Source organism: Brevibacterium sp. W7.2 (assembly GCF_018137945.1).
Taxonomy (GTDB): Bacteria; Actinomycetota; Actinomycetes; order Actinomycetales; family Brevibacteriaceae; genus Brevibacterium; species Brevibacterium sanguinis.
Genome location: NZ_CP073089.1, coordinates 935,866 through 948,135, shown reverse-complemented (window position 1 = coordinate 948,135; position 12,270 = coordinate 935,866). Strand labels below are relative to the sequence as shown.

Here is a 12,270-nt window from a genome sequence, read left to right as displayed (position 1 = left end):
CATGGCTCGCACGGCGATCGCTTTCGCAGAATCGCCTCTCCAGTTCCTCTCCGCGCTCGAAGCGCACGAACCGCACGAGGAGCTGCTCATCCGAGCTCGCGCGAATGCCAAGGGGATGACCTCGTTCCTCGACGCCTTCGACCCTGCCTGGCTGCCCAAGCGCGTTCGCCTCGAACGTGAGGGAGCCAAGCCGGGCATCCTGAGGAAGATGTCGCCGACCAGGATCTACATCGGTGACGCCTGCTCGGGCCAGGTGCACAAAGCGCTGTCGATGGCGTATCTGGAGAGGCGGATGCCGGAGATCGTCATCCTCGATGACGGGCTGGCGACGTATTCGACGATCGAGACCCTCGCCGCCAAGCGGGGTCCGCTCGTGCGCCCGCGTCAGAAGCTCAAACCGTCCCGGGAGGTCATGGCCGCCTATGTCGCCGACCGGCTGCGCGGCCTGGCGTCCGGGGGCAAGCTCCGCTGGCACACCGCACTTCCCGTGCCGAAGGCGCTGCGCAACGCCTTTCTGCGCACCGGGGCGGAGATCACCCGGCATCGCTTCGAACACCTCCAGTCGCTGCCCACCGGCGGCAGCCATTCGCGCGACACTCCGGTCATCGGGTCCTCGCTGGCCGCTGACGGACTCATCCGCGAAGAGGCCTACCTCGCCTGGCTCGACGGTCTGCTCGCCGCCGGTCCGATCACCTACTACCCGCACCGTCGGGAGTCCGCGGAGTTCCTCACGAAGCTCGGAGCTGACGAGCGGGTGCGGATCAAACACGTCGGACTGCCGATCGAACTGCGTCTGATCAACCTGCCGGCCGAATCGGTGATCCGCAGCCTCCCGAGCACGGCGGCAGTCTCCCTCGCGGTGCTCAACCCCGATGTCCGCATCGATGTCACGGAGATTCCCGGCGAATGGTGGACCGGGACGTCTCCCGATAGTCTGCGTACGTCCCTCAATGCGCAGACTGTGGCCGGTGATCTCGATTCCTGATTCCCCTCACGCCTCCGAGCACGAGACTCCGGTGGCCGACACCGTCATGCCGCATCCTGCCGGCACCCCGGCGACTCCCGCTGACACTGTTCGCCCCGTCGGTGCCGAGAACTCCGCGTCCGCCCGCACGGATCGGGAGACGATCAGCGTCGTCTCCGTCTCCGACAGCGAGTCGTACCTCAAATGGGCGACTCAGCTGCTGAGCACACTGCCCGATGTCGAAGCCCACGTCTACCTCATCGACAATCCGATCCTGCCCACGAACGAGCAGATCACCCATGCGATCGCCGGTACCGCGTGGGAGGGCCATGAGGTTCCGATCATCAGCCGCAGCGAACTCGGCGAGGTCATCGCCAATCACGCCCCCGACATCGTCCTCGGTGCGGCCACCGGTCCCATCGTCGCCCAGCTGTTCCTCACGGCCAGTGCACTCGAACCGCGTCCCGCGCTCGTCTCGGGACTGCCCGGGATGGGACTGCCGGCCAGCGGCAAGGGGATGAACTACCGCAGGCTCATGGATGCGTTCCTCGCCCACTCGTTCACCGAGGTGGACGAGTACCGGGCCGTGAGCGCGCTGCGACGGGTGCCCGCCGACATCCTCCTCGCCCGCCTCCCGATGCTGCGGTCGCCGGGGGTACCGGAGCGCCCGGTCGCCGGGTCACCGACAACAGCGCCGACGACCCTGGTCTTCGCCCCACAGGCGAAGGTGCCGGATTCAGCCGCCGAGCGGGAGTCGATCATCGCCGCCCTCGCGGAGTTCGCCCTCCGGCACCCGGATTCCCGCACTGTCGTGAAGATGCGGTCCCGGCCGGGCGAGCACGAAACGCACCGCGAGCAGCACTCGTACTTCGAGATCATCGACGAGCTCAAGGCTCGCGAGGTGCCCGGAGCCGATCGACTCGAGATCGGCTACGGTCCGCTCACGGCGTTCCTCACCCCCGGTTCGGCGCTCGTCACGCTCTCGTCCACGGCGGCACTCGAATCGATCGACCGCGGCATTCCCACTCTGCTCATCGCGGATTTCGGCTTCGACCGGGCACTGCTCAACGAGGTCTTCGCGGATTCGGGCGCGACCGGCAGTCTCGCCGATGTCGCGGCGGGCAGGATCGGCTTTCCCAGCGAGGAGTGGCTGGCGAGAAACTACTTCCACATCGATGACGGAAGTCTGAGACGCAGTCTCGGCCTGCTCGCCACCCGGTCCCGCACCGGTCAGCTGCCGAATCGCCGGAAGGCCGTGCTCAAGCAGAAGCGGATGCTGCTGCGCGCCGAAGCCCGCATCTTCACCCCGCCTGTCATCGTCAGGGCCTACCGCCGCATCCGGTACGGCCGCTGAGCACGCCGCATCGGGACGCAAAACGACGTTCGACAGCTCCAGGAGCGGGGCGTGACTCTCAGTTGCGGTCGTCGGTGACCGAGCTCGATTCGTCGAGTTCGACGACCACCTCGGCGGCAGGGGATGCCTCTTTGAACACCCACGTCCGGTACGCATAGAACCGGAAGGCCATGGCCAGGGCGATGCCGATGACGTTCGTCGAGATGTTGTACGTGAGCTGGTCGCGCATGTTGAGCAGGTACCACGTGACGCCGAGCGGGATGACGGAGATCGCCATGCCGGCGAGGTTGACGGCGATGAAGAGGATGATGCCGCGGACATTGGAGTCCGTGGTGCGATCACCGTAGGTCCACAGCTTGTTGCCGATCCACACGACGATCATCGCGGCGATCGTCGAGATGATCTTCGCCTTGATGGGGCTGCCCTCGAGAAGCGCGGGGACTGGGCCGAGCCCGTAGGTGAGGAGGTTCGAGAGTCCGACGTCGACGATGAAACCGACGCCGCCGACGGTGAGGAATTTGAAGGCTTCCACCGCGAGGTGCCGAAGCCGGATCGAGACAGACTCTTGCATGACAGCTCTACTCTAAGTCGTCCGCTTCCGGACTCGCTGAACGTGCTCGTGCGATTCGACGTCGCGCTGACCACATTCCCAGGGCGAGGACCACGCCGACCGTCACCGCAAGTGCAGGCCAGAAGGTGTATCGGAAGTGGTTGGCCGGCACGATCGGGAAGTAACCGGCGACATAGCACAGCGCCGAGGTGGCGAGCATCACGATCTCCGGGACGACGCTGGGGGCCGGTCGAGGGCCTCCGGAGCAAGCCACCCCGGCGCGATCGGTTGGTCTCAGGTGACGCGCGGCGACGACGAGGAGCACCGCCAGCAGACACCAGAACCACGGCTTGAACACCATCGGGAACGTGGCCAGGGCGAAGTCCTCGACATACGGGCGGAAGAGGTAGTCGGCCTTCTCATCGCCCTGTGCGATGCCGACCTTCGTCCCCTCCCCATGCCATTCCGCGGGCCAGTACTCGAGGCTGGAGGAGAAGAAGTAATAGGAGAACACGGTCGCCCGATACTCGGCGTAGCGCAGCGGGTGGGTGATGACGGTGTCCAGCCAGAGCTGCCTGAGTGCGTCCTGGTCGGCGATCGGGCTGAAGTTCTCACCGGTCGCGCCCTTGCCGTAGCAGTTCCAGTACGCATCCCAGATCTCCCCCATCTGCAGACACTTCGGACGGGCTTGACCGATCTTCGCTTTGAGCTCCGGGGGCGCGTCGGAGGCCATGAGCTCCTTGTCGGGCACTGAGAACATCACATCGTCGAGGAGGACCTGTGAGATCTGCCCGGTGGGCTGGACATCGTAGCGGGCGGCGATGATCGCGTCACTGGCCTTCACCCCGCCGACCAGGATGATGAGGACGACGACTCCCGCCGAGGCGGTGGCGAGCACCGAGCGCACCCGTGTCCGGCGAGACGGGGGCGCCTCGAAACCGGGCGTCTCGCGACGTCGACTCCGCCGCGCAGCGAGTGCCGTGACGAGGCACCACCCGAGGTAGACGGCGATCGGGATGATCGCGAACACGGCGTTCTTGCGCAGTCCGACCGCGTAGATGAGCAGACCGAGCGCCGGCACCCACAGCAGCCACGTCTTCGGCACGAGGCGGGCGACGGTGAGCAGCATGACGGTGGCGAGCAGCGCCGCGGCCATCTGCGTGTCCTTCCACAGCATCGACATCTGCGACAGCGTCCACGGGGTCGCCATGACGGCGGGACCAAGAAGGCTGACCCACCTCGGCGCGCCGCAGCGGTGGATGATGACACCGAGCACCCAGCACGACGCGGCGATGAGACCGGTCTGGAGGACGAACAGGCTCGCCTGCTCACCGGTGAGGTCGATGAGGCCGCGCCACACGACGGCCATGACGGGCGGGTGCCAGTCGGAGAACGGGATCGCGCCCGTCGCCTGGGCGTACTGGTTGGCGATGTCGACGTTGACGCGACCGGGGGCGTAGAGGCGCACGAAGACGACAGCCCACCCGATGCTCAGGCCACCGAGGACGACGTCCCACACCCAGCCCGAACGGGCTATCGATCGCGCAGAGTTCATGGGGGCTCCTCAGCGACTGATGTCGAGGTCGGGGATCGGGCCGCGCAGTCGCCGGGCCCGGTGACTCAGTCAAGCGACCACCGTAACCGCGCCGACCGCGCGCAGCGCCGGAATCCGCACGACTTCACAGATGCTTCCTCGACACTTCACCTGTTCGCCATGCAGCACCGATCGGGTGAGAGCGACGTCGTCGTCCGGCACCGCCGAAGACGGCTGTCCGCCGCCCGCGCCTGTGCGCTTCACCACAGGTGGAGTTCGCCCGCGGGCCGCCGCCCCTGGTGACGCCCACGAGGAAGCTGAGCGTCCGGTGTGTCGATCCTGGCAACTGGCTATAATTGCCGGAGCCCTGTGCACCCTCGCACGCACTCACGGCATCCCCAAGGAGCTTCATATGACCGACCGTCCCACCGGACTGCGCATCGCGGCGATCGTGCCGTGCCACAACGAGGAGATCACGATCGGCAAGGTCGTGCGTGATCTCTCGGCCGCAGTTCCCGAGATGACGGTCTACGTCTACGACAACAACAGCACCGATCGCACCGTCGAGGAGGCCCTCGCCGCCGGTGCGGTCGTCCGCCACGAGTACTTCACCGGCAAGGGCAACGTGATCCGCCGGGCGTTCTCCGACATCGAAGCCGACATCTACGTCACCATCGACGGCGATGACACGTACGAGGCCGCCGATCTGCCGGCGATGATCGATCTGCTCCTCGAGGGACCCTACGATCATGTGCTCGGGGTCCGGCAGGACACCCAGGAGACCTCGTCGTACCGGCCCGGTCACGAGTCGGGCAACAAGATGTTCAACCGGCTCACCAGCCGCCTGTTCAAGTCGCATGTCACCGACATGCTCTCGGGCTACCGGGTCTTCTCCCGTCGTTTCGTCAAGTCGTTCCCGGCGATCAGCAAGCGCTTCGAGATCGAGACCGAGCTCACCGTCCACATGATGGCCCTGCGCCTGCCGAGCGCCGAATACCCCGTCGGCTTCCGCGACCGCCCCGACGGCAGCGAGTCGAAGCTCTCGACCTTCGGAGACGGCTTCCGCATCCTCGGCCTCATCACCCAGCTCGTCCAGCACGAGAGGCCCCGGCTCTACTACGGCCTGCTCACGCTGATCTTCGGCGCGCTCTCGCTCATCCTCGGCATCCCGGTGATCGTCGAATACTTCAACACCGGCCTCGTCCCCCGCTTCCCGACGGCGTTCCTCGCAGCGATCCTCATGCTCCTGGCGATCCTCATGGGCAGCATCGGACTCATCCTCGACGGCATCCGCCGTGGTCGTCGAGAGCTCGCGCGCCTCCACTACCTCGGCCTGCAGGCAGTCGCCCCGGTCATCCCGGAACTCAAGTCCGCCACGCCGGTATCGGACGACCGGGACGAGCGCGACGCGCCCATCGAGCGCCCGGCCCAGGAGTCGAGCGAGACGTCCCCGAAGCCGCAGTCGGCGTCGGAGTCAGGGTCGAGCAGCACCGCACCGCGGAACCGGCTGCACGTCACCCGCCCCTGAGTCGACCGCCCGACAATCCGGCTCCGCTCCACAGCTCCAGCGATACGGCGCCGGTCCCAGCGACTAGGGCCAGTCCCAGCCCCCGCATCACAGAACGCCCCGTCCATCAGGAAGGGGCGTTCTCTGCTCTCGGACGACCGCTTGCCTCGGCCGCCTCACCTCACGGGCCGTCAGACGTCGTCGTTCCCTCGCCCCGCCTCGGCGCCTGCGTCGACCTTCACGGTCCTCCGACGCTTCGCCCTCCACGCCATCTGTGCGGCGGCAGCGATCATGATCGCGCACATCGTCATCACCATGGCCGGCCAGTAGACGTACCGGTAGTGGTTGGCCGGCACGATCGGGAAGTAGCCGACGACGTAGATCAGCGTCGACAGGCTCATCGCCGTCACCGCCGTCGACAGGTGCCCCCAGCCAGCGGCCTCCCCCAGGCGGCGAATCCGCCGGTGGGCGACAAGGGCGACGACGGACAGCAGCGTCCAGAACCAGCCGGTGAACAGCCACGGCAGGTCCTCCATGCCGAACTTCTCGACATAGGTCTGCGCGGCATCGTTGAGCTGCTTGTACTTCACCTCCCAGCCCATCGGGTTCTCCACGATCGTTCCGCCCCACTCGGCGTAGTTGTCGAAGAGGAAATGCGAGAACGTCTGCGTGCGATAGATGAGGTAGCGATCGGGACGGGTGACGACCTCGGACAGCCAGACGTCCTGGAGCTCCTCGGTGTGGTCGATGGCCGTGTAGATGCCGTCGGCCCCCTGCCCGTAGCAGCGCCAGTACGCGTCCTCGTACGACCCCGCCTCACGGCACTTGGCCTGCGCGGTGACGAGCCGGTCCCGCAGATCCGGGTCGGTGTCGAGGGTCTTGAGCTCGGCAGCCGGAATGGTGAAGAGGACGTCGTCGAGCATCACCTGTGACACCTGATGCGTCTTGAGCGGCTGATACACCGCATTGAGGATCGCCCCCGAACCGATGACGAGGACGAGCACCGCTCCCGTGAGGACGACGAACGGCAGAGCGAGGATCCGCCTCCACAGCGGCCGCCCCGCCTCGGCGCGCTGTCCGGACTCGGCGGCGGCCACCTCTGCGACAGCCGGAGACGGTCCCGAGGTCGCCGTCGCCTCCGCCTCGGCGCGCTGCGACGAGCGCGCGATCCGGGCCGACCAGATCGTCCACGTCGAGAACGCCAGCAGCCAGATGAGCGGCAGCACGGCGAAGAACGCGTTCTTGCGCACCGCGGTGCCGTAAGTCAGCGCCACAAGACCGACAGCCAGGAGCAGCCAGCGCAGGCGCCTGAACCGCTGCGCGAGCAGCGCGCAGACGACGGCGGCGAAGAACGCCTCCGCCATCTGCGTGTCCTTCCACAGCACACCGATGTAGGTGAAGATGTTCGGCAGCAGCAGGAATCCCAACCCCGCAAACGACCAGGCACGGGACCGCGTGACGTCGTAGAGGTAGAGCGCGAAGCCCAGGCCGATGCCGAACATGAGGAACACCTGGGCGTAGAGGATCGCCGAGGCGTGTCCGGTGAGGTCGAACAGCCACGTCCACGTGATCGTCATGATCGCCGGATGCCAATCCGAGAGCTGTTCGTTGCCGAGCACCTGATGCAGCTGCCAGCGCGTGTCCGCATACATGCCGCCCGGCGCGAAGGCGAGACTGGTGCCGATCGCGAGCACGAGCGCGACGATGCCGAGGACAGCCAGATGGATCCGGGCCGAGGCAGAGCGGTAGTCGGGTCGCAGCGCCGCGGCAGGCCGGTCGGACGTCGGGTGGTCGGCAGAGTGCATGTGGGGATCCTTCAGGGGGTTGGCTCAGCCGGGTCGGCTCCGGCACCCGGCTCGGATCGGCGCTTCGCCTTCCACGCCAGCGAGCCGGCGGCGGCGAGCATGATGGCGGCCATGCTCATCGCCAGCGCGGGCCAGTAGATGTAGCGGAAGTGGTTGGCCGGCACGATCGGGAAGTACCCGACGATGTAGATGAGCGAGGACAGACTCAGGGTTGTCACCGTCGTCGTCAGGTGGGCGAGACCGGATGAGGCCTCGAGGCGCCGGACATGACGGAGGCAGACGAGGCCGAGCACCGCGGCCAGCAGCCAGAACCACCCGGTGAACAGCCACGAGAGATCCCGCGCCCCGAACTTCTCGACGTAGGTCTCCGCGGCATCGTTGGCCTGTTTGTACTTCGTCTCCCAGCCCAGGTCGTTCTCGACCGTCGTGCCGTCCCAGTCGGTGTAGTTGTCGAAGAGGAGATGGGAGAAGGTCTGCGTGCGGTAGAGGAGGTAGCGGTCGGGTCGCGTGAGCACCGTCCGCATCCACAGGTCCTGCAGCTCGTCGACATGTTCGATCGCGGTGTAGATCCCGTCGGCCCCGCGCCCGTAGCAGCGCCAGTAGGAGTCCTCATAGGCGTCCTTCTCCCGGCAGACCTTCTGGGCGGCCAGGAGGTTCTCCCGCAGCTGCGGGTCCATCTCGGTGGTCCTCAGCTCCGAGCCGGGCACCGTGAAGACGACGTCGTCGAGCATCACCTGGGACACCTGGTGGGTCTTGAGCGGCTGATAGATCGCGTTGAGGATCGCCCCCGACCCGAGGACGAGGACGAGCACCGCAGCCGTCGTCGCCGCGAACGCCGGGGAGAGCAGCCGCTTCCGCCACGTCGTCCGCGGACGCGCGGAGCGGATCGCGAAGACGGAGAAGGAGAGCAGATAGATGAGCGGCAGCACGGCGAAGAACGCGTTCTTGCGCACCGCGGTCCCATACGTCAGGGCAAGGAGACCGATGATGAGCAGAATCCACCGCAGACGCTTGAACCGCTGCGCGAGCAGCGCGCAGACGACGGCAGCGAAGAACATCTCCGCCATCTGCGTGTCCTTCCACAGCACGCCGATGTACGTGAAGAGGTGCGGGGCGAGGAGGAAGAGCAGACCGACCCAGGACCAGGCCCGCGACCGGGTGACATCGAAGAGGTAGAGGGCGAACCCGAACCCGGTGACGAACATGAGCAGCACCTGGACGTAGAGCACCGCCGAGGCGTGCCCGGTCAGCTCCGCCAGCCACATCCAGGTGATCGTCATGATCGCCGGATGCCAGTCCGAGAGCGGCTCGTTGCCGAGGACCTGAAGCAGCTGCCATCGGGTGTCCGGGTTCATTCCGCCCGGTGCGAAGACCACGGAGGTGCCGATGGCGAGCAGACCGGTGACGACGATGAGCAGCGCAAGGTGGATCCGCGCCCGGGTCGACCGATAGTCAGGACGCGTCGTCGAATCGACGTGCGTCGGAGCAGAGAGGATTTCGGGCGAGGGCATGAGCAGGTCCTTCGAGGAATCAGCGCCCGGGTCACCGCGCGCAGAAAAACAACCTCATCGACTCTATCCCATCGGCGCCGCCGGCCCGGCCCATCACGGCGCCCACCTGGCGATCCCGTGCTCGTCTGTGACGAAACTCGCCGAGGCGGTCCGACCTCTGCGCGGCGCGATGGCACTTGACCGATCGCCTGGCGTGCTATTTCATCGAACAAGGAAGATTGCACCCTGAGACGAGACGAAACCGCGCGGGAGAGACGGGAGCAGAGATGACGACCACCCCCATCGAGCCGGCAGCAGACCCAACTGCGGCGACAACACTGCCAGGAGGCGTCCCCGAACCGCGAGGGCCGCTGAGTGCGGCGCTGCTCGCAGTGCTCGCCCACGAGGAGAGCGAGGAAGCCGCCCCGCTGTGGCAGCGCCTTGACGAAGCGGCCACGGTGGCGCTGCGGGAGACGCCGGACATCGTCGGCGACGAGGACCTCCAGCTGTCGCTGTTCCTCCTCCACCTGCTCCACATCGGACCCGCCCCCTTCGTCCGCGGGGACTTCGAGTGGGATCCGCGTCTGATCGCGCTGCGCCGGAGCGTCGAGGAGCCCTTCGAAGCCGCCCTGCGAGAGCGCACCGCCACGGCGGACCCGTTGCCGAACAGCGGAGAGGAAGTCTCAGAGGTCCTCTTCGCGATGACTGCCGAGGTCACGCAGCCGACGCTGGCGACCTGGGCGTCGCGTCATGCGACCGCAGAACAGCTGCGGGAGTTACTCATCCACAAATCGATCTACACGCTCCGGGAGGCCGACGCCCATTCGTGGGCGATCCCTCGCCTGCGGGGACGCGCCAAGGCAGCACTCGTCGAGATCCAGGCCGACGAGTACGGCGGCGGCTCCCCCGACCGGGTCCACGCGGAGATCTTCGCCCGCACGATGCGCGGCTACGGCCTCAGCGATGAACCCGACCACTACCTCGACGAGGTTCCCGCACTCACTCTCGCGGCCTTCAACGCGATGAACCTCTTCGGGCTCAACCGGCGCCTGCGGGGAGCGACCATCGGTCATCTCGCAGCGTTCGAGATGACCTCGTCGATTCCCAACCGGCTCTACTCGCGCGCGTTCAGTCGGCACGGGTGCGGCGCGGACGTCACGGAGTACTTCGACGAACATGTCGAAGCCGACGCCGTGCACGAGCAGATCGCCGGCAGAGACCTCGCCGGCGGTGCCGCCGACGACGATCCGAGCCTCATCGCCGACATCCTCTTCGGGGCGCGGGCCTGCCTCCACCTCGACGATCTGACGGGAGCCCACATGCTCGAGAGCTGGCAGAACGACCGCACCTCTCTCCGGACACCGACGGCGCCTGAGAAAGGGTGACTCCCGTGGACGACAGCGAACCCGCAGCGACCATCACCCCCTGCCCCGACGGTCCGCTCCTCGTGCGCGGCAGCTTTGAGATCCTCGCCGGGCCCGGTCGCGAGGACACCGTGACCGACCGCGGAGTCGTCGCCCTGTGCCGCTGCGGCAAGAGCGGAATCCCGCCCCTCTGCGATGGCAGCCACCGCCTCGTGGGCTTCCGGGCACCGGCTCCCCCGCCACCCGAGTGACGCAGGGCCGAGGCGGCACCTCTGCCGGGAGGGACCGGGCCAGGAGCTGACGGCGAAGGCGGGACCGCGAACACGCCGCCTCATCGGCGACGGCGCAGTCCCGCCAGCTCACGGGGTCAGCTCACTTCACGTAGGAGGGGAACTCCGCGGGCTCGCCCGGCTGGTTGCCCGAGCTCGTGTCGATGCCGTAGTCACGGGCGAACTTGATCTCCGACCCCGTGTAGACGCCCTCGGCCCCCTCGTCGAGGGTGAACACGCGGGCACCGCGCATCCGGTTCTTCTCCGCCCCGGGCAGACCGTAGGGCTGGAAGCCGGTGCCCGGCGAGTAGCCGAGTTCGATGCCGTAGTAGTTGCCGCTGTAGCTGTTGATGTGATCGTGACCGACGAAGAGCCCGCGGACGTCGCCGCGGCCGAGCATCGCGTTGAACATCCCCAAGTTGAACGGTCCCGGGCATTCGGCCTCGTTGCGCTCCCCGACGATGCTGTGCTTCTTCACGGCGCGCTCGTGGTCGCCGGCGGTGCGCGAGTCGATGCTCGAGAACCACATCGCCCGGTGCTCGTGAAGGGCGATGTGCTGGAACACGAGGCCCGGCACCTTGCGCTTGGCCTTCTTCTCCAGTCCCCGGGAGGTCTCCGCGTACCATTCGACCTGGTCGTAGCGCAGCCAGTCCCAGTCGGGGTAGCCGTCGAAGTTCTGCCCGGCGATCTCCTTGGGCGCGTAGCGACCGGAGTCGAGGAGCCAGATCGCGAACGCGTCGGCGTTGCCGTTCGAGGCCGCGACCGTGACGACCTGGTTCGAGGTGCCGGTGACGTCGGCACCGGTCGTGTTGAGGTTGTACTCGTACTGGTCGATGAAGGCGATCATGTCGGCTTCGTCGAAGCCGGTCTTGCCGGTGCTGTCCTCATCGTGGTTGCCGAAGGTCAGCGCCCACGGGATCTTCCGCTGCTCCATCGGCAGGACGACGTTGTTGATCGCCTGCTTGACCTCCGTCACCGATCCGGGTCCGCCGTTGATGACGTCACCGTTGATGACGACGAAGTTCGGCTTCACATCGTCGAGCACAGCGTTCTGGAGTTCGGTGGTGCGCACGTCGGTCCGGTGCGAGTCCTGCGTGTCGTTGAACTGGACGATCGTGAACGCCCCGGAGGAGGAGAACTTCAGCTCCTTGCGCACGATTCCCTCCTGCGCCGAGTTCCCCGCACCCTTGCCGTTGGACTTGCCGGGCTTCGCGGCCGCGGGCATCGCCCCGAGGCCGGCCAGTCCGGCACCGAGGGCCGTGGCACCGGCGGCCTGGAGCATGCCGCGCCGGTTCCAGCCGCTGCGTCCGCCGTGTCCGGCCGCCTCGGCGCTGTGGGGGTTCTCGTCGTTCATCGTCCACCTCTCTGAGAAGTCTTCGCCTCCGCACGGGTCCGCGGGAGGCCACGGGCAGACACGCTATGGACGGACAATG

General features: G+C 67.1%; 11 protein-coding genes. 5 read left to right on the top strand and 6 right to left on the bottom strand.

Going from position 1 to position 12,270, the window contains the following annotated elements; genetic code table 11:
* The first annotated feature begins 1 nt into the window (after window position 1).
* Both J9315_RS04125 and J9315_RS04120 read left to right on the top strand, forming a co-directional pair.
* Complete coding sequence (locus tag J9315_RS04125) at window positions 2–985, top strand: hypothetical protein (RefSeq protein ID WP_198499456.1); 984 nt, start codon at window positions 2–4, stop codon at window positions 983–985.
* A complete protein-coding gene (locus J9315_RS04120) occupies window positions 969–2,318 on the top strand; it encodes a DUF6716 putative glycosyltransferase (protein ID WP_232623674.1) in 1,350 nt (449 codons plus the stop codon). Before J9315_RS04125 ends, J9315_RS04120 begins: the two co-directional genes overlap by 17 nt.
* 58 nt (window positions 2,319–2,376) lie before the next feature.
* On the opposite strand, the gene J9315_RS04115 is transcribed toward J9315_RS04120, so the two are convergent.
* From J9315_RS04115 to J9315_RS04105, 3 genes are all read right to left on the bottom strand, one after another.
* Entirely contained in the window at window positions 2,377–2,850 is a 474-nt protein-coding gene (locus J9315_RS04115) for a GtrA family protein (RefSeq protein ID WP_249121020.1), read from the bottom strand.
* Window positions 2,851–2,896: 46 nt separating this feature from the next.
* Window positions 2,897–4,423, bottom strand: a complete 1,527-nt coding sequence (locus J9315_RS04110) for a hypothetical protein (RefSeq protein ID WP_198499458.1) — start codon at window positions 4,421–4,423, stop codon at window positions 2,897–2,899.
* Window positions 4,424–4,492: 69 nt separating this feature from the next.
* Window positions 4,493–4,669, bottom strand: a complete 177-nt coding sequence (locus J9315_RS04105; protein ID WP_198499459.1) for a hypothetical protein — start codon at window positions 4,667–4,669, stop codon at window positions 4,493–4,495.
* A 145-nt stretch (window positions 4,670–4,814) separates the two neighbouring features.
* Between J9315_RS04105 and J9315_RS04100 the strand changes: the two genes are divergently transcribed.
* Window positions 4,815–5,930, top strand: coding sequence for a glycosyltransferase (locus J9315_RS04100; RefSeq protein WP_211978852.1), 1,116 nt, complete (start codon window positions 4,815–4,817; stop codon window positions 5,928–5,930).
* Between the two features lie 170 nt (window positions 5,931–6,100).
* On the opposite strand, the gene J9315_RS04095 is transcribed toward J9315_RS04100, so the two are convergent.
* Together J9315_RS04095 and J9315_RS04090 are read right to left on the bottom strand one after the other, a co-directional pair.
* Complete coding sequence (locus tag J9315_RS04095; protein WP_211978851.1) at window positions 6,101–7,714, bottom strand: hypothetical protein; 1,614 nt, start codon at window positions 7,712–7,714, stop codon at window positions 6,101–6,103.
* An 11-nt stretch (window positions 7,715–7,725) separates the two neighbouring features.
* Window positions 7,726–9,225 carry a hypothetical protein gene (locus tag J9315_RS04090; protein ID WP_211978850.1) on the bottom strand — a complete coding sequence of 500 codons (1,500 nt, stop codon included), beginning with the start codon at window positions 9,223–9,225 and terminating at the stop codon, window positions 7,726–7,728.
* 266 nt (window positions 9,226–9,491) lie between these two features.
* Here J9315_RS04090 and J9315_RS04085 point away from each other — a divergent pair, with 266 nt between their 5' ends.
* Together J9315_RS04085 and J9315_RS04080 are read left to right on the top strand one after the other, a co-directional pair.
* A complete protein-coding gene (locus J9315_RS04085) occupies window positions 9,492–10,589 on the top strand; it encodes an iron-containing redox enzyme family protein (RefSeq protein ID WP_211978849.1) in 1,098 nt (365 codons plus the stop codon).
* Between the two features lie 5 nt (window positions 10,590–10,594).
* Window positions 10,595–10,819 (top strand): CDGSH iron-sulfur domain-containing protein, encoded by a 225-nt coding sequence (locus J9315_RS04080; RefSeq protein ID WP_198499465.1) that lies wholly within the window; start codon window positions 10,595–10,597, stop codon window positions 10,817–10,819.
* A 121-nt stretch (window positions 10,820–10,940) separates the two neighbouring features.
* Here J9315_RS04080 and J9315_RS04075 read toward each other — a convergent pair whose 3' ends face one another.
* Window positions 10,941–12,191 (bottom strand): metallophosphoesterase family protein, encoded by a 1,251-nt coding sequence (locus J9315_RS04075; RefSeq protein WP_249121019.1) that lies wholly within the window; start codon window positions 12,189–12,191, stop codon window positions 10,941–10,943.
* Between the last annotated feature and the right edge of the window lie 79 nt (window positions 12,192–12,270).

What these genes read in the sequence shown, in the direction of transcription:
- J9315_RS04125 (WP_198499456.1), top strand. Translation starts at nt 2, where the DNA reads ATGGCTCGCACGGCGATCGCTTTCGCAGAATCGCCTCTCCAGTTCCTC.
- J9315_RS04110 (WP_198499458.1), bottom strand. Translation starts at nt 4,423, where the DNA reads ATGAACTCTGCGCGATCGATAGCCCGTTCGGGCTGGGTGTGGGACGTC.
- J9315_RS04100 (WP_211978852.1), top strand. Translation starts at nt 4,815, where the DNA reads ATGACCGACCGTCCCACCGGACTGCGCATCGCGGCGATCGTGCCGTGC.
- J9315_RS04095 (WP_211978851.1), bottom strand. Translation starts at nt 7,714, where the DNA reads ATGCACTCTGCCGACCACCCGACGTCCGACCGGCCTGCCGCGGCGCTG.
- J9315_RS04090 (WP_211978850.1), bottom strand. Translation starts at nt 9,225, where the DNA reads ATGCCCTCGCCCGAAATCCTCTCTGCTCCGACGCACGTCGATTCGACG.
- J9315_RS04085 (WP_211978849.1), top strand. Translation starts at nt 9,492, where the DNA reads ATGACGACCACCCCCATCGAGCCGGCAGCAGACCCAACTGCGGCGACA.
- J9315_RS04075 (WP_249121019.1), bottom strand. Translation starts at nt 12,191, where the DNA reads ATGAACGACGAGAACCCCCACAGCGCCGAGGCGGCCGGACACGGCGGA.